Annotated in this window: 22 protein-coding genes; 12 read left to right on the top strand and 10 right to left on the bottom strand. The window is 47.8% G+C overall.

The features are described from left to right. Nucleotides 1–314: 314 nt before the first annotated feature. Both V4C51_RS08360 and V4C51_RS08355 read right to left on the bottom strand, forming a co-directional pair. Nucleotides 315–1181, bottom strand: a complete 867-nt coding sequence (locus V4C51_RS08360) for a C1 family peptidase (protein ID WP_330925696.1) — start codon at nucleotides 1179–1181, stop codon at nucleotides 315–317. Nucleotides 1182–1566: 385 nt separating this feature from the next. After that, nucleotides 1567–2286 carry a DUF4124 domain-containing protein gene (locus tag V4C51_RS08355; RefSeq protein WP_330925695.1) on the bottom strand — a complete coding sequence of 240 codons (720 nt, stop codon included), beginning with the start codon at nucleotides 2284–2286 and terminating at the stop codon, nucleotides 1567–1569. A 262-nt stretch (nucleotides 2287–2548) separates the two neighbouring features. Between V4C51_RS08355 and leuC the strand changes: the two genes are divergently transcribed. The 5 genes from leuC to V4C51_RS08330 all read left to right on the top strand — a co-directional run bounded on the left by leuC (nucleotide 2549) and on the right by V4C51_RS08330 (nucleotide 8156). Next, nucleotides 2549–3976 carry a 3-isopropylmalate dehydratase large subunit gene (gene leuC / locus V4C51_RS08350; protein WP_330925694.1) on the top strand — a complete coding sequence of 476 codons (1428 nt, stop codon included), beginning with the start codon at nucleotides 2549–2551 and terminating at the stop codon, nucleotides 3974–3976. A gap of 12 nt (nucleotides 3977–3988) precedes the next feature. Continuing rightward, nucleotides 3989–4672, top strand: a complete 684-nt coding sequence (gene leuD, locus V4C51_RS08345; protein WP_330925693.1) for a 3-isopropylmalate dehydratase small subunit — start codon at nucleotides 3989–3991, stop codon at nucleotides 4670–4672. Then, nucleotides 4669–5748, top strand: a complete 1080-nt coding sequence (gene leuB / locus V4C51_RS08340; protein WP_330925692.1) for a 3-isopropylmalate dehydrogenase — start codon at nucleotides 4669–4671, stop codon at nucleotides 5746–5748. Before leuD ends, leuB begins: the two co-directional genes overlap by 4 nt. Nucleotides 5749–5776: 28 nt before the next feature. After that, the gene (gene asd / locus V4C51_RS08335; protein WP_330925691.1) at nucleotides 5777–6889 is read left to right on the top strand and encodes an aspartate-semialdehyde dehydrogenase; all 1113 of its coding nucleotides are present in this window, start codon (nucleotides 5777–5779) and stop codon (nucleotides 6887–6889) included. Nucleotides 6890–7217: 328 nt separating this feature from the next. Then, nucleotides 7218–8156, top strand: coding sequence for a trypsin-like serine protease (locus V4C51_RS08330; protein ID WP_330925690.1), 939 nt, complete (start codon nucleotides 7218–7220; stop codon nucleotides 8154–8156). 269 nt (nucleotides 8157–8425) lie between these two features. Here the strand turns inward: V4C51_RS08330 and V4C51_RS08325 are convergent, their stop codons facing one another. Next, a complete protein-coding gene (locus V4C51_RS08325; RefSeq protein WP_330925689.1) occupies nucleotides 8426–8893 on the bottom strand; it encodes a hypothetical protein in 468 nt (155 codons plus the stop codon). Between the two features lie 824 nt (nucleotides 8894–9717). Between V4C51_RS08325 and V4C51_RS08320 the strand changes: the two genes are divergently transcribed. From V4C51_RS08320 to ybgF, 7 genes are all read left to right on the top strand, one after another. Beyond that, the gene (locus V4C51_RS08320) at nucleotides 9718–10179 is read left to right on the top strand and encodes a YbgC/FadM family acyl-CoA thioesterase (protein WP_330925688.1); all 462 of its coding nucleotides are present in this window, start codon (nucleotides 9718–9720) and stop codon (nucleotides 10177–10179) included. Further along, on the top strand, nucleotides 10172–10855 hold the full coding sequence (gene tolQ, locus V4C51_RS08315; RefSeq protein WP_330925687.1) for a protein TolQ: 684 nt from the start codon (nucleotides 10172–10174) through the stop codon (nucleotides 10853–10855). The genes V4C51_RS08320 and tolQ overlap by 8 nt, the downstream gene beginning before the upstream one ends. Nucleotides 10856–10868: 13 nt before the next feature. Continuing rightward, on the top strand, nucleotides 10869–11306 hold the full coding sequence (gene tolR, locus V4C51_RS08310) for a protein TolR (RefSeq protein WP_330925686.1): 438 nt from the start codon (nucleotides 10869–10871) through the stop codon (nucleotides 11304–11306). 1 nt (nucleotide 11307) lies between these two features. Beyond that, nucleotides 11308–12144 (top strand): cell envelope integrity protein TolA, encoded by an 837-nt coding sequence (tolA, locus tag V4C51_RS08305; RefSeq protein WP_330925685.1) that lies wholly within the window; start codon nucleotides 11308–11310, stop codon nucleotides 12142–12144. Next, nucleotides 12141–13562 carry a Tol-Pal system beta propeller repeat protein TolB gene (gene tolB / locus V4C51_RS08300; RefSeq protein ID WP_330925684.1) on the top strand — a complete coding sequence of 474 codons (1422 nt, stop codon included), beginning with the start codon at nucleotides 12141–12143 and terminating at the stop codon, nucleotides 13560–13562. Before tolA ends, tolB begins: the two co-directional genes overlap by 4 nt. Nucleotides 13563–13903: 341 nt before the next feature. Further along, a complete protein-coding gene (locus V4C51_RS08295; RefSeq protein ID WP_330925683.1) occupies nucleotides 13904–14482 on the top strand; it encodes an OmpA family protein in 579 nt (192 codons plus the stop codon). Between the two features lie 16 nt (nucleotides 14483–14498). Then, on the top strand, nucleotides 14499–15332 hold the full coding sequence (ybgF, locus tag V4C51_RS08290; RefSeq protein WP_330925682.1) for a tol-pal system protein YbgF: 834 nt from the start codon (nucleotides 14499–14501) through the stop codon (nucleotides 15330–15332). 776 nt (nucleotides 15333–16108) lie between these two features. Here ybgF and V4C51_RS08285 read toward each other — a convergent pair. From V4C51_RS08285 to adk, 7 genes are all read right to left on the bottom strand, one after another. Next, the gene (locus V4C51_RS08285; protein WP_330925681.1) at nucleotides 16109–17041 is read right to left on the bottom strand and encodes a trypsin-like serine protease; all 933 of its coding nucleotides are present in this window, start codon (nucleotides 17039–17041) and stop codon (nucleotides 16109–16111) included. 137 nt (nucleotides 17042–17178) lie between these two features. Beyond that, on the bottom strand, nucleotides 17179–18117 hold the full coding sequence (locus V4C51_RS08280; RefSeq protein ID WP_330925680.1) for a trypsin-like serine protease: 939 nt from the start codon (nucleotides 18115–18117) through the stop codon (nucleotides 17179–17181). A gap of 482 nt (nucleotides 18118–18599) precedes the next feature. Continuing rightward, nucleotides 18600–21683, bottom strand: a complete 3084-nt coding sequence (locus tag V4C51_RS08275; RefSeq protein WP_330925679.1) for an efflux RND transporter permease subunit — start codon at nucleotides 21681–21683, stop codon at nucleotides 18600–18602. Nucleotides 21684–21685: 2 nt separating this feature from the next. Then, a complete protein-coding gene (locus V4C51_RS08270; protein WP_330925678.1) occupies nucleotides 21686–22939 on the bottom strand; it encodes an efflux RND transporter periplasmic adaptor subunit in 1254 nt (417 codons plus the stop codon). A 552-nt stretch (nucleotides 22940–23491) separates the two neighbouring features. Then, nucleotides 23492–24289: a class I SAM-dependent methyltransferase gene (locus V4C51_RS08265; protein WP_420797642.1), complete on the bottom strand. Its 798-nt coding sequence runs from the start codon at nucleotides 24287–24289 to the stop codon at nucleotides 23492–23494. A gap of 158 nt (nucleotides 24290–24447) precedes the next feature. After that, entirely contained in the window at nucleotides 24448–25140 is a 693-nt protein-coding gene (gene tsaB, locus V4C51_RS08260) for a tRNA (adenosine(37)-N6)-threonylcarbamoyltransferase complex dimerization subunit type 1 TsaB (RefSeq protein WP_330925677.1), read from the bottom strand. Between the two features lie 337 nt (nucleotides 25141–25477). Further along, on the bottom strand, nucleotides 25478–26131 hold the full coding sequence (gene adk / locus V4C51_RS08255) for an adenylate kinase (protein ID WP_330925676.1): 654 nt from the start codon (nucleotides 26129–26131) through the stop codon (nucleotides 25478–25480). Nucleotides 26132–26450: the final 319 nt, after the last annotated feature.

Genomic DNA, 26450 nt, shown 5'->3' with positions numbered 1-26450 from the left:
TTTCGCCGGGCTAGAAGAGTCGATTGGTATCAGGTGCCTGTTGGTGAAATGTCCGGCTACACGAACATGAATGGTTTGAGTTTGAGCAGCGTTACTTGTCATTACGGCTGTTATTATCATTTGTGTTTAGAAACGCGCTGAATAAGCTATTGGTTTCTTGATCACCTTTATTGATCCAACGATGTTATTTTCGCTGACAAATTCAGTCATACTGTATTACCACTACGTCTGAATTTGCAGCTCGATATTTCGTTGGATAAAGAAGTTCGGTATAAAGTAGAGCTTTGTGAGATTTTATGTGGTTTTGATTTATCTCACTCTTGGAATGTGAATTGTCCAGTATCTACCCATTCTTGTTGTAATATACTCCACCAGTCAGTGGCAAGACCATACAAAATATAATCATAGGGTAAATAACCATAACCATTATCACCCCATTTATCACCCCATGAGTTTCTGATCATAATAGCCCCTTTTTTGTCGTTACCCGTATCGAGATTATCATCGTAGCCAACGGCAACAACAGCGTGACCACCAATCAATTTATCTTTACGGGTAGGAAACGGGATGACTGCTGTTTCTGAAGCTAAAGCGATTGAATTGAAAACGGTAAAGCCAAACTCACTGGGAAGACCCGATGCTAAACAGTGTTTTATTCTAGAGAGTAATTCTTCTTTTGTATCCCCGTGGATTCTGAAATACGACATTGCCTTATAATTCTCTGCGAAAGCGTAGCAAAAAGCCTCGGGGTCTTGATCAAATTTTTCTATATCGTAAGGATAGTATTCCTCAGGAGGTACACCAAAAAGGCGCATCGCACCAATTGTATTTCTTATATGCGCACCACCATCGCCTTTAATCCCCGCTAATTTTCTGGTCACTTTGTATAAAAATAATCTTGAACCATCGATAAATTTACCATGCACTCTATTTTGAAAATATTCCAGTAACGCAACCCCCGCATTTGCGGTGCAAGACCCTAAGTTGCCCTGGTTTTCTATGGGGGAACAATATTGGCTCAAGTTAACTTTACTGGGTAGTGAAGGCGTTCTTTCGGTTATATTAACATCTGTTTTATGCAACAGATGTTCAACATGGCTCATATTATAATCCCTATGGTCGGGGATATCAGGTCTCCAGCCAAGGCGTGATTTTAAAGAAGTGCCGCTAAGCATAGTCATGATAAAACACCTTTATTTAGAAAGTTTATCGTGATTGGGCGATTATCGAGTATAGGAGGAGATGCATTTATCAACAAGAATATTGCAAAAATTGGTACTTTAGCTTCATATTCTATTAAGGTGCGCTGATTATGGATAGTTTAAAAGCTTATGTCTGGTCAGAATTCTCATGTTCTTGATAATTGACAAGTGTTGTATTACTTTCACTAAGATTTAAAAAGATTTTATTGTTTTGAATTTAGACGTCAATCGTTGCTCAGAGTTGTCTTGCGTATTCTTTGTTAGCAGTGAATACCCTTTAAAATGGGATGAGTGCAAGGTCGTGATTTATGGCATTAACCCGGAGACTTCATAAATTTTAATTCACGTTTATAACGTATCCGGGTTAATCCCCAATGGCCTTTTTTTCTGAAGGGGCAGACGTTGAGTCACCGGTTTTCTCATAAATGATCTTTAACGCCTTAATGCGATATTTCTCTGGAAAGTACACGGTTGCCATTAACTGGTTGCCTTGCAGGTCAAAGCGAACCTGGTTCAGGCGAGTGCCGGCATCGGCATCAGGGCCAGTCTGCTCTAAAAATGCGCTGGTTATGGGATTGGAGATTGACTCAAAACTCCAGAATCCGTCAATCTCAAGGGGGGTTGCGTTATACAGTTCGATTTTGGCCGTGTGGACTTTAAAGTTCTGCTGGCGGTCGGTGTTGTTTTGAATGCTATCGCCTTTGGGCTTTGGCGTAATGGTGATCCGGCTGTCTTTAATCGCTAAGGTAAAATCCCTTTCAGGGGGAATGGTGTCGGCACTGATGGGCATTTGCCAGAGGGAGGCGAGCAGGTTTGCCATTTCCGCAAGGTTGGGGCTGGACTGAACCTGCTTCCATTCGCCCTGGAGCAAACGCAGTTTTTCCTTGGGAGAATGGGTGTCGGGTGGGAGTGCCTTGAACAGTTCCTTTTCGGCACTGTCTTCCTTCGCTGAGAGGTTATTCTGCGGTTTGTCACTGAAATAACGGACACCTTTTTCGTCCTCCCACTGATAGATTTCTGAGGGAGTGACAGAAGGAGCGATAAAAAGCGTCAATAGCGCACTAAAAATGGGAATGATTTTCATTGAATTCTTTTTCTGTCTCATTATTGTCATATGCCAGAAACTGGCCCGTCAATTCCGTTTTCCTAGGAGGCTGTCGGACTTATGCTTTCGAGCATAACATTCAGAAAGCGCGGCCAGAATTTTCTGGATTTCAGGCCGAAATTGCCTTAAGTCCGACAGACTCCTAGTAATTATTGTAGCCATTAGAACCCTTTTACGCTTAGGATACGAAACCCTATAAGGAATAACTATTGATCAAGCAAAACAGATTTGAGGTAATTTCATGGCAGGTAAAACGCTGTATGACAAGTTATGGGATGCTCACCTGGTGCAAAGCAGAGATGATGGGTCCGCGCTTTTGTATATTGACCGTCACCTGCTGCACGAAGTTACCTCACCGCAGGCATTTGAAGGGCTAAAGCTTGCTGGCCGCCAACCTTGGCGAGGGACAGCGAATATTGCCACGCCTGATCATAATGTACCAACAGTAGCCCAGGAGAGGCGCTCAGGCATTGACGGGATTGCCGATCCGATAGCAAAGATTCAGGTGAAGACGCTGGATGATAATTGTCAGGATTTTGGCATCACCCACTTTGATATGAATGACATTCGTCAAGGCATTGTTCATGTGGTAGGCCCAGAGCAGGGAATTACCCTGCCGGGGCTCACCATGGTTTGTGGTGACTCCCACACTGCGACCCACGGCGCGTTTGGTGCGTTGGCCCATGGTATTGGCACCTCAGAGGTAGAACATGTACTGGCGACACAATGCCTGGTGACCAAAAAAATGAAGAACATGCTGGTGCGTGTTGATGGCGCTTTGGGTTTTGGCGTGACAGCAAAAGATGTCATTCTGGCCATTATTGGGAAAATAGGAACGGCCGGTGGAACGGGTTATGCCATAGAATTTGGTGGGGATGTCATTGGTAAAATGAGTATGGCCGGTCGTATGACCATCTGTAATATGGCCATTGAGGCTGGTGCTCGTGTGGGCATGGTGGCTGTGGATCAAACCACGCTGGACTATGTGCAAGGTCGTCCCTATGCGCCTGAGGGAGACGACTGGCGTCTGGCAGTAAAAGCCTGGCGTGAGCTTCACTCTGATCCTGATGCCATGTTTGATCAGGTGGTTGTATTGCAAGGCGAAGATATTGTGCCACAAGTGACCTGGGGTACCTCGCCTGAAATGGTGCAGCCTGTGGATGGCTGTGTGCCTGATCCTGTCAAGGTTGAGAGTCAGGATAAAAAAGAAGGTTATGCGCGTGCCCTCACTTATATGGGACTGAAAGCCGGCACGAAGATGACAGATATTCCCGTTGACCGTGTCTTTATTGGCTCTTGTACAAACTCCCGTATAGAGGACTTGCGCGAAGCGGCACAGGTGGTGAAAGGCCGTAAAGTCGCTGCCACGGTAAAAGAAGCTTTAGTGGTGCCAGGGTCAGGTCTGGTCAAAGAGCAGGCAGAGAAAGAAGGGCTGGATAACATCTTCACGGCGGCAGGAATGCAGTGGCGGGAACCCGGTTGCTCCATGTGTTTAGCCATGAATGCTGATAAGCTTGGAGCGGGTGAGCACTGCGCGTCAACCTCTAATCGAAATTTTGAAGGCCGTCAGGGTTTTGGGGGAAGAACCCATCTGGTAAGCCCGGCAATGGCTGCCGCATCAGCTGTGGTCGGGCATTTTGTCGATGTGCGTGATTGGATAAGAGAATAAGAGGCAAGTCAGATGCAGGCATTTACGATACATGAGGGCATGGTCGCGCCCTTGAACCGGGCTAATGTCGATACCGACATGATTATCCCGAAACAGTTTTTGAAGTCTATCAAGCGCACGGGCTTTGGACCCAACCTGTTTGATGAAGTCCGTTATCTGGACGAAGGGCAACCGGGGCAAGCCTGTTCAACCCGTCCGATTAATCCCGATTTTGTGCTGAACAAGCCGCGCTACAAAGGTGTTTCCATTTTATTAGCACGCCAGAACTTTGGCTGTGGCTCCAGTCGTGAGCATGCGCCCTGGGCATTATTGGATTTTGGTTTTCGCTGTGTTATTGCCCCTAGCTTTGCCGATATTTTTTACAACAACTGTTTTAAAAACGGCATTCTGCCGGTGACGTTACCCGAGCCGGTTATTGATCAGTTGTTTCAGGAAGAGGCCGACAGCGAGTCCCCTTATCGTTTGACGGTAGACCTTGAAAAAGGCGTGGTGATGACCCCTGACGGTAACATCCATGACTTTACCGTGGATGCCTTTCGCAAGCACTGTATGCTGCATGGGTTAGACGACATTGGAATTACGCTTCAGGAGGCGGATGCTATTAAAGCCTTTGAGCGGCAGTACCAGAAGAAAAATCCCTGGCTATTTCGCGAACAGAGATTCGACAATAATACGACAGGAGACAATGACGCATGAGTCAGCATATTCTTTGTTTGCCCGGTGATGGCGTGGGTACCGAAATTCTCCGCGAAGCAGTAAAGGTACTGGATGTTGTCAGGGAGCGGTTTCAATTAGCCATTGAGGTGACTCACGGCCTGGTGGGTGGCGCCGCCATAGATAAAGAAGGGACAGCGCTGAGTGAGGCCACGCTCAAACAGGCCTGTGGTGCGGATGCTGTGCTCTTTGGCGCTGTTGGTGGTCCACAGTGGGATCATTTACCCATGGATCAACGCCCGGAAAAAGGGCTGTTACGCCTGCGTGAAGGGTTAGTGTCGTTTGCTAATCTTCGTCCGGCGATTTTATACCCGCAACTGGCTCAAGCCTCGAGCCTGAAGCCGGAGATTGTTGCCGGTCTGGATATTCTGATTGTTCGCGAGTTAACTGGCGGTATTTACTTTGGCCATCCCCGGGGGGTCAAAACCCTGGAAAATGGCGAGCGCGAAGGGTTCAATACATACGTTTACAGTGAGTCTGAAATCCGCCGTATTGCCAGGGTTGCCTTTGAGGCAGCACAAAAACGTGGGGGAAGGTTATGCTCTGTTGATAAATCCAATGTTCTGGAAGTGACAGCGCTGTGGCGTGATGTTGTCAGCGAGATGGCAAGGGATTACCCCGACGTTGAACTGAGTCATATGTATGTGGACAACGCTGCTATGCAGCTGGTACGCGACCCCCGTCAGTTTGATGTGATCGTCACAGGCAATATGTTTGGCGATATTTTGAGCGATTGCGCGGCTATGTTAACGGGTTCTATCGGTATGTTACCTTCAGCATCCCTCAATGCTGAAGGTAAAGGGCTGTACGAGCCGGTGCACGGCTCTGCCCCTGATATTGCCGGTCAGGATAAAGCGAACCCCCTGGCGATGATTTTATCTTTGGCCATGCTGTTGCGCTACTCTCTGGATGAACAGGCAGCAGCAGATGCCATAGAAAAAGCGGTGGGTGGGGTGTTAAACCAGGGCCTCAGAACGGCTGACATTGCCGATGACAGTGGTGAAACCGTGGGCACTGCTGCTATGGGAGATGCCGTGGCTGCGGCATTAATGACGTGATTGCCGGTTGTAAAGGAGTGATACAACGATGAAAAAAGTTGGTTTTGTCGGATGGCGTGGCATGGTCGGTTCTGTACTGGTGTCACGCATGCAGCAGGAAAATGACTTTGCCACGATTGATCCTTTGTTTTTTACCACCTCCCAGCTGGGGCACCACGGTCCGAATGTGGGCAAACCTGTAACAGCCCTGGAGGATGCTAATGATATTGATGCCCTTGGTGCTATGGATATCATTATCTCCTGCCAGGGAGGAGAGTACACCAAGCAGGTATTTCCGGCATTACGGGCCACGGGTTGGGATGGCTACTGGATTGATGCTTCCTCGGCACTGCGGATGAATAGCGACAGCGTGATTGCGCTGGATCCGGTGAATCGCGACCTGATCGACAACGCATTGAATGACGGCGTTAAAAATTTTATCGGGGGTAACTGTACGGTCAGTTTGATGCTGATGGCCATTGGCGGCTTGTTTCAGCAGGATCTGGTGGAGTGGCTCTCGGTAACGACCTATCAGGCCGCCAGTGGTGGCGGGGCTCAACATATGCGTGAGTTAATTACCCAGATGGGGTATTTGAACGCGGCAGTGAGTCAGATGCTAGCTGATCCGGCCAGTGCGATTTTGACCATTGATCAGTCGATTACCAACGTACTGAGAAACCTTGAGCTGCCTCAGTCCTGCTTTGGTGTGCCCCTTGCTGGCAACCTGATTCCCTGGATCGACAGTGAGCTGGATAACGGGCAGAGTCGTGAAGAGTGGAAAGGCCAGGCAGAAGCTAACCGAGTTCTGGGCCACCCTGAGGGCCATGTACCTGTGGACGGTCTTTGTGTTCGTGTCGGTGCTATGCGCTGTCACAGCCAGGCGCTCACCATAAAACTGCGCCGTGACATCCCCGTGACCGATATTGAGGCGATTATCGCGCAATCCAATGACTGGGTGTCTGTGATACCGAATCACCGTGAACAGACTATGCAGAAACTGACGCCTGCCCAGGTCGCTGGCACACTGGATATTCCTGTCGGTCGATTGCGCGAATTAAACATGGGATCAGAGTATCTGTCAGCCTTTACCGTGGGTGATCAGTTGCTATGGGGGGCTGCTGAACCTTTACGAAGGATGCTGGGTATTCTTGTAGCCACCTAACACTCTGACTCGCCCTACTGAATTTTATGCTCGAAAGCATAAGTCCGACAGGCTCCTGGTGGTTGCTAGCTCCACCGGGCTAACGCGCTGGTGGGGTTTTTGATCCTGAGCTGTCTGATAACATGTACACACGGGTTTGTACAAAAGCAAACGACATAAAAGCAATGACACTTCCGAGCATCAATGTATCGGTACTCCCGCTCAAAATAGCTATTCGCGTCAAAATAATCAGGGAAATTAACTAGCCATTAGTGATAAATGCTTGTGGCGAGCCTATCGAGGTAGGATCTACTTTTAACTGAGTTTCAACAACACGAGAGAGCAAGACATGTCCAGATATATAACGTTGGTTGCTTCTTTGTGTGTAACTCTGGCAGCTTCGACAGGTTACAGTTCAACGATAAAATCGCCGACTTACGATACGTCTCCTTTCAATGTTTTCATCGACAACGGCAGTGTCGTTAAAAATACAGGTAAGAGTCCTTATTCCTCTCTGGTAAAAATCAAGGTTAATGGTCATTTGTGCACAGGTACATTAATACAATACAACAAGATACTCACTGCCGGGGAGTGCACGCAAGATGAAAGCGGTAAAGTGATTGCCGCTGGCTTATTTACCGTTACGTCTTCTGACGGTAAGAAATCGTGGCATGTGAAAGAGATTAAGGCAGCTTCTACTCTGGATCCGGCAAGTGATTTCGCCGTGTTAAAGATAGATAATACGGATAAAAATACCCCCACAGTGCCACTGTCTTCAAAACAAGTCACTCAGCACTGGCTTTTGACAAAGTACCCGTCATTACTTACTGTTGGTTACGGTGTTGACTTAGCCCGGCCTGATAAAAATAATAAGGCCGACTTACAACAAGGTACAGTAACGCCAACGTCACAATCTAATGCTCAAAAGACGGTCAAACAGGGATTTGCCTGGCTTTCAAGTAAAGGGGTTACTATTACCGGTAAGTATGACGGTAAAGGGGTATTTTCAACCTGTTCAAAACAGGCAATTAATTATGGCGACGCAGGTGGTCCGGTCTTTTACCAGAACCCGGCAGATCATAGCTTTTATCTGATAGGAACAACCAGCGGAGGGCTGACATTTCCAGACTCCAAGGTAAAGGGTAAATACTTGTCCTATGACCGTTGTATTGATCACAACGGCGTGGATCAGAAAGGCCAAAAAATTTCTATATTCACTGATTTAACCTATGGCAGCTTCAACTACAAAAAACTTAAAACTATCGAAGGACAGATGAGTAAAAGTTGAGTCTCAGGTTCTGTTAGCCCGAATGTTTCCTGAAAAAAGCAGGCTCCGCCCAATCACTTGATCTGAAATGTGGTGCAGACTCACCCCTTTAGGGGCGAGTCTGGGAGCCTTGACGCTATGTTGGTGTTTTCTTATTCTCAATGTACTCTTTACCCTCTGCCAATGTCGTATCTCCCACCGATACGCAGCAGTAACTCCTGCTGATCTGCCACCCGTTTGTCAGCCCTTACGGTGGTTGAAAAGACGATAGGTATAGTTTGTTTCCCTTTTTATTCAAACTCATATTGACCTCTTTTCAATGAAACAGTTACCTGGGCAATACCGGGCTTCTGACCAGTAAAAGAGGCGTGCTGAATTTGTTTGTTGGTAACATTCAGGTGTTTATCTACATTAAACGTAGTGCTATGTTGATTTCCGCCTTGAAGGGCACTGAGGTTTTGTTGATTTCTTACACTAAAAGAGTAATCACCGCATTTCATTGTTACGTAGATATCAGGCCCATGGAGAGCAATCTGAAGGACGTCCCAATTACATTTACCCCCTGCTTTTATGTTATCAAGTGGTTTTATTTGCCATATTCCATACTTAAGATGACTGTTTGTCACTGTGCATGCGTATTTGGTATTGTTAACAAAATCTACTTCCAAATCATGCTGGTTATAAGAAAAAGCAAACTTAGCATGGGTAAAAAATATCATGGTAATGAAGAGTGAAATAGCCAGTAATACTCTGTTCATTCCGGTTGCCTCATATAAAAAATTGTACCCTTTTCAGCACCTGCTCAGGCAGCGAAAATAGCTACGCATTTATTATATTATCACCTACAGCATTGTGCTGAATAAACGCTTGCGTCCTGCCATAGGGTGATGCGTGAAAATGAGTGCGCTTAATCATTCGCATTGGCGTCTATCTGCTAATCCGAATCATCATCAATGCTCCTTATGGTAAGGATGCGGTCATTAATCGTATCATCCCGTACAGGGATTGTAAGGGATCTGTGCCACAAAGACGTGAATCACTAAACACGCATGACGCGTGCGGTTAGAGTGTGGTTCCTGTACATTCCCTGTACAGGATGACGGTGCGGGGTGTATTTCAGCGTTTCGCGACAGCCTCGAGCTGGAGGAGGTCGTTAAAAGGGACATTGCAGCGCAGTTTTTTCTGAAGTGGTATAGCGTTCTTTACTGACCCCAAGGTGGGCCGTTGAATGCCATTTTCTCCTTGAGCAGCAGGGCTTTGAGCAAATTAAAAGCGGTCAACTGCTGAAGTTAAGATAAAAAGTCGTGAGCAGTTTCTAAAGTGCTTTGGAAATTTATCGCAGCATGAAACAATGCCAGGAGCCTGTCGGACTTAAGACAATTTCGGCCTGAAATCCAGAAAGTGCGAGAAAGCGCGAGAAAGTGGGAGAAAGTGCGGCCAGAATTTCCGATCAATTTGTGCGAATAGTTGACCTATTTAAGCAAATTGATCGAAAATTCTGACTCGCCCTACTGCATTTTATGCTCGAAAGCCTAAGTCCGACAGCCTCCTGGTAATTTATTTTTCGTGAGAGCGTGTATTCGTGGATATTTCTTCTGTTGCCAGCTTTTTCTGGCCTGTTCGTATTTATCATCAGGATACTGACAGCTCTGGCGTGGTCTTTCACCCTAACTATATGAGTTTCATGGAACGCGCACGAACGGAACTGTTAAGAAAGTATGGTGTCGAAATGACCAGGATACTGGCTGAACACAGCCGGATTTTTGTGGTGGCCGAAGCCAATGTAAAGTACCATCACCCGGCTAAGCTTGATGATAGCCTTTGGGCAACAGCAGATATCGTGTCCGTGGGACGGAGTCGGGTAGTTTTTTGTCAACGGGTGTTATTACAGGATAATCTACGCTCCCTTTGCACCGGGCGTATTATCATTGCCTGTGTTGATGCGAAGACGTTGAAGCCAGCCCGATTACCGGCTAGCGTGGTCAGTGCTTTTGGAAAAATGTATCAACAACGAATGAGAAGAAGCGAGGGTTTCAGTGACTGATGATTTGTCATTGCTGGCATTGATAACTGATGCCAGTTGGGTCGTGCTGTTTGTATTATTGATGCTGGTGATCGCGTCAGCAGTGTCTTGGGTCATGATTGTGCAACGGGGCATTTTGCTGCGGGTGACACACCAGTCCATGCAGGCCTTTGAAGACCGCTTCTGGTCCGGGATGGACTTATCGCAGCTCTATAAAGAGGTCGATGCTTACGATAATCAAGAAAGTGGCCTTGAGCAGATTTTTAAAGCGGGCTTCAGGGAATTTTCCCGCCTGCGCACGCCTGGCACCACGGATGCTGATGCCATTATGGAGGGCACACAGCGTGCGATGCGGGTAGCCATCTCCCGTGAGCAGGAAAAACTGGAGATGCACCTGCCTTTTCTGGCCAGTGTCGGCTCAACCAGTCCTTATGTCGGGTTATTTGGTACTGTCGTAGGTATTATGAATTCCTTTCGCGGATTGGCGCAGGTACAGCAGGCCACCCTCGCTTCTGTCGCACCGGGAATTGCTGAAGCATTGTTGACAACGGCGGTAGGTCTGGTTGCAGCGATTCCCGCCGTGATTGCGTATAACCGTTATACTTCACGGGTGGATGCGTTGTTGTCGAATTACGAAACCTTTGCCGACGAGTTCTCCAGTATCTTGCACCGTAAAGTGCACAGTCGTCCGCAGTAGCGCAGGAGGTTTCATGTCCAGAGCAAGAACCCGGCGCAGACCCATGGCGGATATCAATATGGTGCCGTTTATCGACATCATGATGGTGCTGCTGGTGGCGTTTATGGTAAGTGCCCCCATGCTCACACAGGGGATAAAAGTTGAGTTGCCTGAAGTGGTCAGCAAACCCATACCTGTTCCTGAAAATCAGGAAAGCCTGATTGTCTCGGTAAAAGCCGATGGTCAGTATTTCCTGGATCTGGGCGATCAGCAAGATAAAGCGACTTCCCTGAAGAGTATTCAGGAAAAAGTCAGTAAGGTTCTGGCCGCTAAACCCGCTACTAATGTGCTGATCAAAGGAGACAAAAAGGTGGACTACGGAGCAGTCGTAATACTGATGGCACGTTTGCGGAGCGCGGGTGTTAATAATGTGGGGTTGATCACGGACGCGGCATCACTGAATGAAAAGTGATATGACAACAAGATTCAAACAATTTTCCTCGCGACTGTTCCGTGGTTATGGTTTTCCCGTGGTAGCGTCACTGTTTATTCATGGGGTGATGTTTGGTCTGATGATTGTTAAATGGCCGGGTTCACCACCGTTGACGGTGTCACCAGCCTCTATCAAAGCCACCGTTGTGCCACCGTCTAAACCTGTCGTTCGCGAAGTGGAAGACAAAGCTGCTATTGAACAAGCCCGAAAGGCAGAGCAGGAAAAACAAAAGGCAGAGCAGGAAAAGGCCCAGCGTCAGCAGGAACAACAGAGAAAAGCGCGGGAAGAAGCCGAACGCCAGAAGCAGATTGCCTTGAAGAAAAAGCAAGAAGCCGAGGCGAAGAAAGCGGCAGAAGACGCCAGACGTAAAGAGCAGGAGCGACAGCAGGCTCTGGCCAAAGAACGCCAGGCACAACAGAAGCGTGAACAAGACGCTCTGAAAAAAAAGCTGGCTGATGAACAGGCGGCACGGGAGCAAAAGGCCCTTGCGGAAGCCGAGCAGGCCGCGGAAGATGCTGTTGAAGTATCCCAATACAGCAGGATGCTGACGGAGCTGGTCTCGCAAACCTGGAATCGGCCACTGAGCGCGCGCAACAGTATGGTGACAGAAATTGAAATTCGACTGTCACCTTTTGGCCAGCTTCAGGGGTACAAAATAATAAAAGGAAGTGGTAATGACGCCTTTGATCGCTCGGTGGTTCAGGCTATCAAGCTGGCGGCGCCGTTTGTCGAATTAAAGTCAATGGACCGGCGTATTTTTGACCGCTATTTCAGACGCGTTACTATCCGGTTTAGTCCAGAGGATTTGGTAAGATGATAAATAACTTTTGGTTAAACAGGGGCGGGCAACTCTGGTTACCCCAATGGGTGAGTGGATTTGTGCTGCTTGCTCTGTTATTGATGACCCGGCTGAGTCAGGCTGATCTGGTCCTGGAAGTCACTCAGGGTAATGACAAACTGACAACCGTAGCTGTATCACCCTTTGCCTGGTCTGGAAATGCGTTATTGCCTGAGGATCTGGCGGGTATTGTCAGTAATGATCTGACCTTGAGTGGCTTGTTTACGTCATTGCCACGGAGCAATATGCTGAGCTTTCCAAGCGAGGCGTCAGAGGTTGTCTACCGGGACTGGAAAGTGCTGGGAGCCGCTTATTTGGTGACTGGCCGTGTGGATAAGGTTGGACAGACCTATACGGTGCGTTTCAGTCTGTTTGATATTGTTCGTCAGCACAGTATCCTAAGCGGTGAAGTCAAAGGGGTGGAGTCACAGTTGCGCGGGGTGGCCCATGCGGTGAGTGATGCTGTTTACAAAAAAATTACCGGCACAGAGGGCGATTTTTCTACACGTTTGCTCTATATCACAGCTAATATGACTGAGCCTGCGAAAGAAGTGGTCAAGGGAAAAGAGACAATCAACGTACCCCCTGTCTTTGATTATCAGCTCAAGTATGCCGATGCGGATGGCAAGCGCGTACGGACAATTTTCCGCTCAAAAGAACCCATTCTTTCGCCAAGCTGGTCGCCTGATGGTACTAAAGTGGCGTATGTCTCTTTTGAGTCAGGGCGCTCCGCTATATATATACAGGATCTTGCTACAGGAAACCGCAGACAGGTTACCAATTTTGAAGGTATCAACAGCTCGCCGGCCTGGTCGCCTGACGGCAAGAAACTGGCGTTAGTGCTATCGAAAAGCGGTAATCCCGAGATTTATATTCTGGATCTGGCGACAAATAAACTCAGCCAGATTACTGACCACTTTTCCATTGATACGGAGCCTGCCTGGGTACCTGATGGAAAATCCATCATCTTCACCTCTAACCGGGGGGGGAGCGCACAGATCTACGAGCTGGGTATTGTCACAAAAGGCAGTGGGCTTTATGCTGCCGATGGCGAGCCCCATCGGCTGACCTATGTTGGTAAGTTTAATGCCCGGGGTAAAGTTTTCCCCGATGGCAAGTCTATTGCCCTGGTGCATAAAGGGGAGGCATCCAATGACTTTAACATTGGTGTCCTGAACCTTGAAACCGGGCGGTTGCGGTTGCTGACGGCTTCTACTTTGGAAGATTCACCCAGTATTGCTCCTGGTGGACGGCGGATTATCTACTCAGCCCCTGGCAAAGAGCACGGTGAGCTGGGTATTGTCTCATTAGACGGGCGGGTCAAATACCGCCTGCCTTCCGCCGTTGGTGATGTGCGTGAGCCGGTCTGGGGGCCGAGTATGAATCCGGGGCGATAATGTCTCATGACCTATGCCCTTAAAAGCCATACATCTGTGGCCCCAGTCGTGTTTTTTCTGCTAGGAGCCTGTCGGACTTAAGCTTTCGAGCATAAAATTCAGTAGGGCGAGTCAGAATTTTCGATCAATTTGTGCGAATAGTTGACTTGTTTAAGCAAATTGATCGGAAATGCTGGCCGCGCTTTCTCGCGCTTTCTCGCGCTTTCTCGCACTTTCTGGATTTTAGGCCGAAATTGTCTTATGTCCGACAGGCTGCTAGTGTACAGGGATTACTTAAAAGCAGTTGGGCGCTGCCTGGATGGCACTAGTGAATACTGATGTTGGAAAATGTGGAGTTTGAAATGCAAGCTGGAAAAATTGTAAAAATCACTGCTGTAATGGCCACGGCCATTTGGCTGACCGGTTGTGCCTCTTCTGGCGGTAAAAGCAGTTCGGGTGTGGCCAGCACCAGTACAGCACCTACAGCACCACTGACTACTGATGAAGTGGTTGTGCATACTACGCCTGTGCTGGACCCTGCTGTTCAGGCGGTAGTTGATAGTGGCAAAATTACCGGTGAAACCCCTGCCCAAATTGAGCAGTTACTGAATCATACTCAGTATCACTTTGGGTTTGACAGCTCAAAACTGACTGACCGTGATTATAAAGCCCTTGATGTCCAGGCGGCTTATCTTAACTCAGAGGGTGCAATGGACAAGCGTGTGGTGATTCAAGGTCATACCGATGAGCGTGGTACCCGTACTTATAATCTTGCTCTGGGCGAGCGCCGGGCTAACGCTGTTAAAAACTATCTGGTGGCCAAGGGTGTGGATACCAGCCGTATTGAAGTGATTAGCTTTGGCTTTGAAAAGCCATTGGATGTTGCCCATAATGCCGCTGCTTGGGCGAAGAACCGCCGGGCGGTGATCCTTGTAAACTAAAACGGACAGGAACTGAATGAGTGTTGCGCTATTGATGAAAAGGGGACTTGGAAGTCACTTGTCTTTAATGGTACTGGTAACTGCCCTGGGTGTTGCGCCAACGGTATCTGCTGTTGTGCCTGTGGTGGAACCTCGCCCTGATGCCAGTGTTGTCAGCAATATTAAATCCGCTACGGTACCTGAGCTGGCGGGTGTGACCGAGCAGGCTAACAGCGGAGGTGAAACTGCCCATTTACTCAATGTGCTGGAACAGTTGCGCAATGATGTGATGGATCTGCGCGGGCAGGTGGAAGAGCAAGCGCACCTTCTCAAACAATTGCAACAGGAAAGCCGAGACCGTTATATGGATTTGGATAAACGCCTCTCTTTATTGTCTGGCAATGGGGTGGCGTCCGGTGAAAGGAAAGCGCCTGTCGCAGGGAGCAACTCTGTATCTTCTAAAAATAATTTAGCCTCTGGCGCTGATGTCAGTCCAGAGAAAGCCATTTATGATCAGGCCTTTTCCCTGATTCAGGAGAAACGGTTTGATGATGCCCTGCGTGTGCTGAAAAAACAGTTGGCTGACTACCCTGATGGTGCCTACGCTGCCAACGCGCGGTACTGGCTGGGTGAGGTCCAAATGGCACAGGCTCAGTACGAACAGGCAGAAGCGTCATTTTCTGCTGTGCTCAAAAACTTTCCTGATAGTCAAAAGGTGCCTGACGCGACCTATAAGCTTGGGCGTTTGGCAGATATTTTAGGGAATAAGCAGAAAGCAAGGGATCTGCTAAAGTCTGTTATTGAGAAGTACCCAGACTCTTCTGCTTCAAGGCTCTCAGATACTTATCTGAGGCAGTTAGGCGAATCCTGACTCCTCGCACTTTCAGGCTCTGTTATTGTACAGTGACAGGGCATTTTTTTATCGAAAGCGCGTAAAACCCTGAACGTCTGGCGCGGGATGCAATCGTTTTGGTATAACTGCCCATTCTTGAGAGCCACTGTGCCCGAGGTTGACATCCTCCCCGACGTGAACGACGGGAATTCCTGCTACCAGACGGCAATGCCCTACCGCGGCGTATCCCTTACCAATAGCGGTATACGCCTTATTCGACAATCTGCTCTACCTTTCGGATTGTTGAGATACACGGGCAGAAAGCGGAGGTATTTTACTTTTCCTGTCAGGTGGCGTAATCGCTGGAAACGCCTGACGGACAGAGAATACAACAAATGGCTTGCTTTGCAAGCCTCGCTTACATCCCCGCACTAGGAGCCTGTCCGAGAATAGACTGCCCTACTGCGGTTGCGATAAATTGGTCTAAAAATTCCTGCTTCTTCGTCAAATAGCCCCACTATTATCCTCAGAAGCAGAAATTTTTATCCTCAATTTCTCGTAATCCTCGCTACGGGCGCTATTCTCGGTCAGGCTCCTAGAGAGGCTGTCGCGAAACGCTGAAATACACCCCGCACGTCATCCTGTACAGGGAATGTACAGGAACCACACGCTATGGAAGGCACTCTAACCGCACGCATCATGGGGGTTTAGTGATTCACGTCCTTGTGGCATAGCTCCCTTACAATCCCTGTACGGGATGACGACGGAGAAAATTAAGCGTTTCGCGACACCCTCGACCTCGCTGGAGGAGGATGTCAAATCTGTCCTTCGAGGTCTTTAAGCTTATAGTAGTTGGCGCTGCCATGGGTTAAATCAGTGAATATAGAAAGTTTTTGGCCTTCCTGATCCACATTTTCGTGATCAATACAACGGTTGTAGGACAGGTATTCACCTTTTGCATCGGGGTTTGGGAATGTCAATCCTGCGCCGGTTGTCCCGATCAGATAATAGGTATTATCCCTCGGGTTCTTGTAAAAGACCGGGCCACCAGTGTCACCATAATTTATTGCCTGGTTTGAGCAGGTTGAGAACATCCCTTTACCGTCGCCATACGTCCCCGTAACGATAAACCCTTTACTTTTAAACCAGGCAAGCCCATCTCTGACCGTATGTTGAGCATTGAGCTGCGAAGTGGGCTTTACGACCCCTTGTTGTAAGTCGGCCTTGTAATTTTTATCAGGTCGGGCTAAGTCAATACCGTAACCAACAGTGAGTAATGATGGGTAATTTGTCAAAAGCCACTGCTGAGTGATTTCTTTTGAGGCCAGTGGTACTGAAGGGGTGTTTTTATTGGTATTATCGGTCTTTAACAATGCGAAATCACTTGCCGGATCGTGTGAATAAGCTGTCTTAATTTCTTTCACATGCCAAGATGTTTCACCGTCAGAAGACGTGATGGTATACATGGCAGGGGCAATCTTTTTACCACTTTCATCTTGTACACAGTCTCCAGAAGTGAGTACCTCATTATAACGGATTAACGTCCCTGTGCATAACTGACCATTATAAGTAATTTTTACCACACTGGAATAAGGAGCCTGACTTGTATCCTTCACTATATTACCGCTGTCGATGAAAACATCGAAAGGTGACGTATTGTCATTCAGTGATTTTGTTGTTGAAGGGTAACCTGCTGAAGCTATTAAGCTCATGCACAGGGAAGTAACCAACGTTATATATTTAGACATGCTTTACCTTCTCGTGTTAGTAATAGTTTGTTAAAAATAGATCCTGCAATTAGCTTTGACTCCCTCCTTTAATTCTGAGCCTGTTCACGGTGATAGCACCAGAGATCAACAGGCTCAGTTTCAACAGGTGATAAGGTTCAATCCTTATTCATTTGTGTTTCGATGTTTTTAAGTTTTTGGTAGTTAAGGCTGTTATAAGTTAAATCAGTGAATACAGAAAGTTTTTGACCTTCCTGATCCACGTTGCTGTGATCAATACAGTGGTCATAGGACAGAAATTCACCCCTTTCACCAGGATTTTTAACTGTCAGCCCTCTGCTGGTTGTCCCCACCAGGTAAATCTCATTATCGGCTGGGTTCTTGTAAAAGACGGGACCACCACTGTCGCCATGATCTGTGGGCTGTTTTGAACACGTTGCAAATACGCCTTTGGGGTCATACTTAAGGGGAAGGACAAGACCCTTACTTAAAAACCAGGCAACGCCATTACTGACCGTTTTTTCAGCATTAAACTGCGAAGTCGGTGTTATTACGCCTTGTTGTAAGTCGGCATTGTAATTTTTATCAGGCCGGGCTAAGTCAATACCGTAACCAACAGCAAGTAATGGCGGGTAATCTGTTAAAAGGAACTGCTGAGTAACTTTTTCTGAGGCCAGCGCTACCGTGGGGACATTTTTATCCGTATTATCTATCGTTAATACGGCGAAATCACTTTCTGGATTTTGTATATAAGATGTCTCAACCTTTTTTACATGCCACGATGTTTTACCGTCAGAAGACGTGATGGTATATGCGGTAGGTTCGATTTTTTTACTGTTTTTATCTTCTGCGCAGTGTCCGGCAGTGAGTACCTCATTATAATTTATTAACGTGCCTGTGCATAAATAGCCATTAAAATTGACTTTTACCAGACTGGAATAAGGAGCTTGACTTGTATCCTTTACTACATCACCGTTGTCGATGAGAACGTTGAAAGGGAAGGCGTTGTCAGCAGGTGGTTTCATTGTTGAAGTGTAACCTGTTGAAGCCATCATGGTCATGCACAGGGAAGCAACCAAAGCTGTATATTTAGACATGTTTTACATTCTCGGATTATTGGACTCCCTATTAAAAATAGATCCTGTACAGAGAAGTTAACCACAAGAACATGCCGTAAAGGGTTAGTTAATTTCCCTTAATCAGATAGTTTGTGGCCCCTGTTTTGCAGGGTGGACTACTGATAATGGTTGACCTTTGAAGTACTAGGAGCCTGACCGAGAATAGCGCCCGTAGCGAGGATTGCGAGAAATTGAGGATAAAAATTTCTGCTTCTGAGGATAATAATGGGGCTATTTGACGAAGAAGCAGGAATTTTTAGACCAATTTATCGCAGTCGCAGTAGGGCAGTCTATTCTCGGTCAGCCTCCTAGGAGCCTGTCGGGCTTAAGCTTTCGAGCATGAAATGCGGTAGAGCGAGTCAGATTCTCGCGGCGCGCAGACTGTTAAGATGGCTTCTCAGGTTGTCTGCGCGCAGCGAAGTGGATATGACCCTTTTGGGTCACACTGAAGGTGTTTTGGGTCACACTGAAGGTGTTGGTGACACCGGTTTCATATTCCGTCCCCAGGCCTTAATACGGCTGTAGGCCAGCGGGATAGCGAACAGGGTCAGGAAAGTGCCGATCAGCATGCCACCGACCAGCGTCCAACCAATTTGAGAACGCGCTACTGAGCCAGGCCCTGTGGACAAAGCCAATGGCAGGGCCCCGATGATCATGGTCAGGGAAGTCATTAGAATTGGCCGCAAGCGGGTTTTTGCTCCCTCCACAGCAGCGCGGGCAGGTTCAATGCCATCTTTCAGGCGCTCATTGGCAAACTGGACGATCAGTATGCCTTGTTTGGTGACCAATCCTATTAGCGTTAACAGTCCAATATTCGTAAAGACATTGAGTGTTCCTCCCACAAGATGCAAGGTCAGTAAAGCCCCAAACAGGGAAAGGGGAACCGTGATAATAATGATCAGCGGGTCCACAAAACTTTCAAACTGTGCGGCCAGGATCATGTACACCAGCAATAGCCCCAGGGCAAAATAGAACAAGCTCTCTGACTGGGATTTCTCCTGCTCACGCAGCGCACCGGTAAAATCGAAGGATTCGTTGTCTTTCAACAGACCTTTTACGTGCTGGTCGATATAGTTACGGATCTCACCCATGGTATAGCCCGGCACAAAGGTAGCGGTAATTTCTGCGGCAACTTTACGATCAAAGCCTTTGATGCTTGGCTGAGCTGTGGATGGTTTGAAGGTCACGATCTGTGACAGGGGGACCAATGCGCCATCACTGGCCTGCACCCGGATATCTTTCAGGATACTAAAGTCATTGAGGTATTCTTCTTTGGCCTGAACAATAATGGGATAGATGCTGTCATCTTTCGTTCTTATATCGGTGGCATGGGTACCGGCCAGGAAATGGCTCAAGGCATTACGTACTGAGGCCGGGTCGACACCGAGCTGCGATGTTCGCTCCTGATTAATCTCCACATCGTACTGACGCGTATCAAACACCATGGAACTGGCAACGTTTTGCAGACCTGGGTATTTCTTCAGTGCCTCGACCACTTTATTGGAGCTTTCAATTAATGCCTGGGGATCTTTGCTGAGTGTCATTAATTGCATTTTAAAGGAATTGGCACCATAGCCGTAATCTACAGGGTCAGGCAGTGAAACAGCCACATCAATGCCCGGCGCTGCGGCCGCAAGCTCTTTATTCAATCGCTCAATCAGCGTACTAACGGACTCATTGCGCTCATCCCACGGTTTGAGGGTCATGAAATTAGTTGCGCCACCGGCAATCCAGTACGACATGTTATGAGCAATCTCTGGCTCTTTAGCAATAGCCTTGTCAATTTTGGCCATATTCTCATTGGTAAAGGCCTGGTTACTGTTCGCGGGTTCTCTGATATTGGTCTCCAGATAGCCGGTGTCTTCTTTGGGGATCATATCCTGTCCCAGCGTCAAGAACATCGCGGTACCGAGAACCACAATAGCCACAAAGCCGCCCAGAATCCATTTGCCGGATACAAACGTCCGCGTCAAAGCCTGGCTGTATTTTTCTGTGAGGGCCGTCAGAATCGACTCTACCTTGATAAACCAATCGTGCTGCTTCTCTTTTTGGTGCATTAAACGGGAGCACATCATGGGAGAGAGTGTCATGGCAACAAAACCGGAAATCACGACGGCTGCTGAGAGGGTGATACCAAATTGCTTAAAAACCTCAGCAGCAATGCCAGAGGAAAACACCAGCGGCATATAAACGGCCACCAGTGTCAAGGTCATGGCAATCACAGAAAAGGCGATGCTATTTGAACCTTTGATAGCCGCGACAAAAGGCGTATGCCCCCCTTCCATCCAGCGGTGACTGTTCTCCAGCACCACAATGGCATCATCCACCACAAGGCCAATAGCCAGAACAATGGCCATCAGTGTGACCGTATTAATGGTAAAGTCCAGAAAATACATGACGGCGAAGGTGGCAATCAGACATACCGGGATCGTGATGACCGGAATCACCGCTGATCGGAGAGAGCCTAAAAATAATAAAATAATTAAAGAAACCAGAATGACAGCTTCAACGATGGTGGAATAACTGGCGTTGATAGCGTCCTCGATAAAAATCGCCTGATTGTAGCTTAAATGCATCCCAATATTTTTAGGTAGCTTCGGCTTGATCTTGGCGTCCAGCGTCTTGAGCACAAGGTCAGCGACTTCAACAGGGTTGGCGTTACGGAAGGGGCGAATCTGCATGGAAATTGCCCGCTGACCATTGTAGAAGGCCGGAGAGATCGTCAGGCTTTCCGTACCCCATGCCAATGTTGCCACGTCGCTTACACGAACAGGGTTATCCTGAGAGTAGCGAATGATAAGATTGCCATAATCGCTAATTGATCGCAGAGTATTGGAAGGAACCAGAGTGTATTTTCTATGTTCACTCTCAATAGTGCCGGCCGTATAACCGGCATTGTTATTTTGCAGAACAGCTGTCACCTCTTCGGGCGTAACCCCGAGCGTAGCCATTTTTTCGATATCCAGCGAGATCCGCAAGGCAACTCTGGAAGACCCATGCAGGGGCACCTGCCCGACACCTTCGAGATTCGCCAGCTGCGGTACAACATTATCGTTCACGTAATCATAGATGGCACGCGCATCCGTCGTGTCGTCATTGCTGGTAAATGCGATGGTCAGGGTAGGCACAACATCCCAGGTGGTTCCCGTATTATCACCAACCGATGGTGGGCTATGGAGTCCGGAAGGAAGTTCAGATTGAGCACCCAGGATTTTATTGCGTATTTTATTAACGGTTTCAAAATACGGCACATCGTCATTGAGCATCACGGTAATGCTACTGCTGCCATCCTCACTACTGCTGAGCATGTAGTCAATGCCCTCGATATCAGTCAGCGCATCTTCTTCTTTTTTCGTGACTTCATCGGCCATAAACTCCGAACTGGCCCCGTCATAATGGGTGCCGATCGAAACAGTTGGCAATGTGATGGATGGAAAATAACTGTAACCGAGTTTGAAAAATGCCACTAAACCAGCGACCACCAAGACCAGCGACAACATGGTAGCCATTACAGGCCGCCGTATACAGACCTCCGGTAAATTCATTTTTACTTTCCTTCGGGCTGTTCAGAAGAAGGTGAACCTGACTTAAGCGCTGAAGAGCCAGGTTCAGGCAATGGCCGTGACTTCACCGGAGGATTGTCTGGACTGCTACCACCAGTCTTCTGCTTATGGGCAGGTTCAGTAATGGCTGATTTGTTGTTCTTATTTTTGTCCTTTGCCGGTACCTTATCGGATGGTTTGGTATTGGAAATAGCGATAAGAGAACCATTTTCCAGGCGCTCAGTGCCGGTTGTGGCTACTTGGTCGCCAATTTTTAATCCTTGGGTAATTTCAGTAAACCCGTCATTGGTATTTTTGCCAATCTTGACCATAATTCGTTCAACATGATTACTCGGCGTGACCCGGAACACATAATAATTCGCCCCATCAGCGACAACGGCCGTTTGAGGAATAATCAGCATCTGCCGCTGTTTGCCCAGGAACTGGACAATATTGGAAGAAAATCCGGGTGACAGTAGTTTGTCTTTATTGCTGATCCCTGCTTTGACATCAAAGCGGCCTGTTGAGGGGTCCACTGTTGGAGCAACGTAAATCACAGAGCCTTTAAAGGTATGATCAGGCACTGCCGCGGAGGTTAAATGAACGATCTGCCCTAACTTGACATCGTTTCTCTCACTTTGTTCGAGGGAATAAGTGACATCCAGTCTGGCCACGTCAACCAGCCTGACCACAGCAGAGCCAACACCGATGTATGCCCCCAGGTCAAAGTGATAGCTGCCAAGCACACCGTCATAAGGCGCCTTTAGCTTCAGGTTTTCCAAAGCGGTCAGCGCTACTTTTTTATTGGATTTAGCTTCTTCCAGCTTGGTCTTTATGGAAACCTGCTCAACTTCAGAAAATACATTTTTATCTTTCACCAGCTGATAACGCTGGTAATTGGATTGAGCCTCAATCAATTGTGCCTTAGCGGATGCCAACTGAGCATTGGCTGTGCTACTGTCAAGTAGGGCAATAACATCCCCTTTTTTTACCGTCGCGCCTTCGGGAAATAGTATCTTCTCCAAGTGACCTGAGCCTGCAAAACTCAGTTCCGTGTCATTCTGGGCACGGAGTGTACCAATACTGGTGAGGCTTACAGGTGAAGAACGTCCAGTGACTAAGGCTGTTTCAATATTGACGGCTACGGGTTTTTTCTTGGGTTCTTCAGCATGGGCAAATGTAAAAATACCTCCCAGTATCAGCATACTGAGAACATGTTTTTTTAACTGTTTTACACGACATAATACCATTAGACACATAACTCGGTATACCTGGGAAAAATCAATCAGAAAAGTGGATATCAGTGCTTATCTTTTCTGGAGCGGGGAGAGTCAACCAACCAACATACATCAACCCCTATCATCCTGTTAGGTGGGTATATTGGCGTGGAAAGTCTGTAAACGCAAGAATGTTTATGGCAGGGACGCGGAAATACTCTCATCAGTTTCGTTTTTCACAAAAGATCATGAACCACTGCTGCCTGATTAATCAATCAAGGAATAAGCAGGGAGCGTCATACTAATATTTTCTATCAATTGCTTAAAGTGATTCCTAAACATGACTTTCAGAAAGTGGTGGATCGAACAGTGGTGAGGACAAGGTAAGGACGCTGCCTTGGAACTGAGCGTGTAGTAATGTTTGCTCAACTTGCTCAGCGCCTCTCTCTTCGAGACCTGGCAGTTGACATCCTTCCCCATCTGATTTTGAGTGTTGCTTCTTGAAGCAGAATAATCCCTTAGAGCCGCAAGGTTTCGCGCAATTCTCAGGGCAGTTTATGAAATATCCGGGCTAGAGCGTCCAATTCACGTTTCTTATGTTGCAAAACGCTTCAATGAATGAATATCGTATCGGCAGGTTTTTCCCTCAAGGCTGTAGGTGGGCGATGCATCAGCCAGAAAAGGGGCTTTTCTCGGGCGTTTAATTACAACGCGGTGGGTTGCCAATGCCAAAGCAGGGGGTAACAGCGCATTGGCATCTTTGTCATCTCCTATCAGGGAATGAAACAATTGCATTTCTTTTTTTACCAGCGCTGATTTATCCCGATGAGGGAACATGGGGTCGAGATAAACAACATCATAGGGTTTCTGTTCATCGAGCATGGCAGTCATCGTCCCCACGGCATCACCTTGAATCAGGCCCATACGGCTGATAATGTCAGCAACGTCTCCACATAAGGCCGCTCGTTTCAAGCCATCCTCCAACAGTGCCCCAATGATGGGGGAGCGCTCAAGCAGTGTGACTTGACACCCGAGCGTTGCCAACACAAACGCATCCCGCCCCAAACCACCGGTGGCATCGAGAACGCGGGGAGTGACGCCTTTATTCAAGCCCACTGCTTTAGCGATATCCTGCCCTTTACCCCCACCAAACCGACGACGGTGCCCTACTTTACCACCGACAAAATCAACAGTCACAGGGGAATCTTTTTTACCCGCGCGTCGAAGCCCTAAACCGTCGCAGGTATATTCAATAATAACTGATGCCTCTGGAAGCCGCTTTTTAGCGCAAAGGGGTTGTGCCCCTAACGACGTAAAAAACCGTTTGAGGGGGAGCATTTCTTCTGGCCAATCTTGTATTGCCAGAAATAACGGAACATTTATTGCGGACATGTTGACTACCGGGATTGTATTGACATAAGAAACATAAGCTCAGTGATGAGAAGAGTCGTTTTTTGAAAGGCAGACTTTTAAGACTGCTTCTAACCTTTTTGCCTTGTCTCAGCTTGTCTCGCTCCTTTTGCAAGAGTCCTTTTATTGAGCTTTCAAGCTTATTCCAACAACGCCTGCCGCTCATCCTTTTTTAATGCAACTTTATCGCGTAAATAAACCGGCATAGCTGCTTCAGCCGGTAATACTTTGCCCCGCTTAAAATCTTGTGCGGCAATGACAGCCATATCAGCCGCATGGGGAAGCGCTTTGTTGTCATACTGGCGAACAGTGACAGGTAAACGGTCATGAAACCCCCACCCTGTGCCCATGCCAAAAGCTGTTTCTGATTGAAAAGCCGGTGGTAAATCCAGCCGCTCTGCCTTAGTCACCTGTTCATCACAGACTGACGTCATAACGCCCTGGTGCTCGATGAAAGCCCCCCAGTATACTTCATCCATGCGTGCATCAATGACCGATAGGACTGATTGAGCCTGATAGCGGCGATAGCCCTGTTGCGCCAGAGCTGCCAGCGTCGATATGGGGATCACCGGACAGTCCACGGCAAATGCCAGTCCCTGAACCATGGCGGTGGCCACGCGCAGGCCGGTGAATGCCCCCGGACCTCGGCCAAAGGCCAGCGCGTCCATCTGTCGCAAGGTGAAACCGGCATCGTTCAGAAGTTTCTCAATCATGGGCAATAGCTCACGACTGTGGCGACGCGGAATGACATCATAGTGCTCAAGTACATCGCCATCGATATTCAGGGCAACGGAACAAGCTTCTGTGGCGGTATCTAGGACAAGCAATTTCATGGGACATCCTGGGAAATAGTATCGGCAATCAAAAGCAGGGAATACATGCTACGCCCCCTTCATTCAGGCACTGCCAGTGCGGCTGTGATTCCCACAGAGGGGAATCTGCCACGGTGTGAGTCTCTGCCTTGCCGGTGATAGCAACGGAAGCTTTGTGGGGTTTAGTCCCAGGCGGTACTGGCAGCCTGGGAGCCTGTCGGACTTATGCTTTCGAGCATAAGTCCGACAGGCTCCTATGGCAAAAAAACAGGGTTTGGTTATTTTCTATGCTGTAAACAGATCCTTTGTTCACCCCAAATCAACAGAGAAAATACCTCAAACCGTTTTTGTTCTCGGCCTAGGCGTTGATAACAGGCGCTTTTAATGCGTCAATTACAGCCGCGCGAATGGCATCAACATTACCAGCACCGTCAATACGGCTGTATTGCTGGCCTTCCATGGCCTGATAGAAGTGAATCAGGGGTGCCGTTTGGCTGTGGTATACTGACAGGCGCTTGCGAACGGTTTCTTCCTGATCATCGTCGCGCTGAATCAATGCCTCCCCGGTCAGATCATCTTTACCCGCTTCCTTAGGGGGGTTGTGCTGAATATGGTAAGTACGACCGCTATCAGGATGCACACGGCGACCCGCTATGCGCTGAACGATAGTATCGTCTTCCACAGCAATTTCAATCACATGGTCAATAGCAACACCAGCATCTCGCAGTGCTTCTGCCTGAACAATGGTGCGTGGAAAGCCGTCAAAAAGAAAGCCTTTAGCACAGTCATCCTGCTCAATACGCTCTTTGACCAATGCAATAATAACCTCATCAGACACCAATGAACCTGCGTCCATTACTCCTTTGGCTTTTTTGCCAAGATCAGAGCCGGATCTGATGGCGGCGCGCAGCATATCACCGGTAGAAATCTGAGGAATACCAAACTCTTCCATGATAAATTTTGCCTGAGTACCTTTCCCGGCACCTGGCGCCCCCAGCAAAATCACTCGCATAAAGCTACGCTCCCGTCATAGGGCTTCCACAGACGGTTATCACTGAAAGCCCACTGCTAAAAAATGCAGAAGCATATACAGCTCATCATTGAGTTACAAGGGTTATCCATCATTGCTGAAGACAAACCATCGTGATATATGCCTCTAAAAATCTGTTACCTATTGATTATGAGGATATTATTGATAAAGATTTGTTAGCCTCAATTTAGCGGTTGAATGCCGTTTTCCCCATCAGGAGTGAGGCTTGCCCCACGGTAAAAACGGTCGGTTGCTGAATTCAGGTTTAAGGCTGTCGATACTATAAGTCGATATATAAAGA

The organism is Candidatus Sororendozoicomonas aggregata (assembly GCF_031528575.1).
Lineage (GTDB): Bacteria > Pseudomonadota > Gammaproteobacteria > Pseudomonadales > Endozoicomonadaceae > Endonucleibacter > Endonucleibacter aggregata.
Note: the sequence above shows the minus strand (reverse complement) of the source record. Positions and strands in the feature narration are given on the sequence as shown.

What these genes read in the sequence shown, in the direction of transcription:
- leuC (WP_330925694.1), top strand. Translation starts at nt 2,549, where the DNA reads ATGGCAGGTAAAACGCTGTATGACAAGTTATGGGATGCTCACCTGGTG.
- V4C51_RS08360 (WP_330925696.1), bottom strand. Translation starts at nt 1,181, where the DNA reads ATGACTATGCTTAGCGGCACTTCTTTAAAATCACGCCTTGGCTGGAGA.
- V4C51_RS08355 (WP_330925695.1), bottom strand. Translation starts at nt 2,286, where the DNA reads ATGAAAATCATTCCCATTTTTAGTGCGCTATTGACGCTTTTTATCGCT.
- asd (WP_330925691.1), top strand. Translation starts at nt 5,777, where the DNA reads ATGAAAAAAGTTGGTTTTGTCGGATGGCGTGGCATGGTCGGTTCTGTA.
- V4C51_RS08325 (WP_330925689.1), bottom strand. Translation starts at nt 8,893, where the DNA reads ATGAACAGAGTATTACTGGCTATTTCACTCTTCATTACCATGATATTT.
- adk (WP_330925676.1), bottom strand. Translation starts at nt 26,131, where the DNA reads ATGCGAGTGATTTTGCTGGGGGCGCCAGGTGCCGGGAAAGGTACTCAG.
- tolA (WP_330925685.1), top strand. Translation starts at nt 11,308, where the DNA reads ATGACAACAAGATTCAAACAATTTTCCTCGCGACTGTTCCGTGGTTAT.
- ybgF (WP_330925682.1), top strand. Translation starts at nt 14,499, where the DNA reads ATGAGTGTTGCGCTATTGATGAAAAGGGGACTTGGAAGTCACTTGTCT.
- V4C51_RS08275 (WP_330925679.1), bottom strand. Translation starts at nt 21,683, where the DNA reads ATGAATTTACCGGAGGTCTGTATACGGCGGCCTGTAATGGCTACCATG.
- tsaB (WP_330925677.1), bottom strand. Translation starts at nt 25,140, where the DNA reads ATGAAATTGCTTGTCCTAGATACCGCCACAGAAGCTTGTTCCGTTGCC.
- tolR (WP_330925686.1), top strand. Translation starts at nt 10,869, where the DNA reads ATGTCCAGAGCAAGAACCCGGCGCAGACCCATGGCGGATATCAATATG.
- V4C51_RS08295 (WP_330925683.1), top strand. Translation starts at nt 13,904, where the DNA reads ATGCAAGCTGGAAAAATTGTAAAAATCACTGCTGTAATGGCCACGGCC.
- leuD (WP_330925693.1), top strand. Translation starts at nt 3,989, where the DNA reads ATGCAGGCATTTACGATACATGAGGGCATGGTCGCGCCCTTGAACCGG.
- V4C51_RS08270 (WP_330925678.1), bottom strand. Translation starts at nt 22,939, where the DNA reads ATGTGTCTAATGGTATTATGTCGTGTAAAACAGTTAAAAAAACATGTT.
- V4C51_RS08280 (WP_330925680.1), bottom strand. Translation starts at nt 18,117, where the DNA reads ATGTCTAAATATACAGCTTTGGTTGCTTCCCTGTGCATGACCATGATG.
- V4C51_RS08285 (WP_330925681.1), bottom strand. Translation starts at nt 17,041, where the DNA reads ATGTCTAAATATATAACGTTGGTTACTTCCCTGTGCATGAGCTTAATA.
- V4C51_RS08330 (WP_330925690.1), top strand. Translation starts at nt 7,218, where the DNA reads ATGTCCAGATATATAACGTTGGTTGCTTCTTTGTGTGTAACTCTGGCA.
- leuB (WP_330925692.1), top strand. Translation starts at nt 4,669, where the DNA reads ATGAGTCAGCATATTCTTTGTTTGCCCGGTGATGGCGTGGGTACCGAA.
- tolB (WP_330925684.1), top strand. Translation starts at nt 12,141, where the DNA reads ATGATAAATAACTTTTGGTTAAACAGGGGCGGGCAACTCTGGTTACCC.
- V4C51_RS08265 (WP_420797642.1), bottom strand. Translation starts at nt 24,289, where the DNA reads ATGTCCGCAATAAATGTTCCGTTATTTCTGGCAATACAAGATTGGCCA.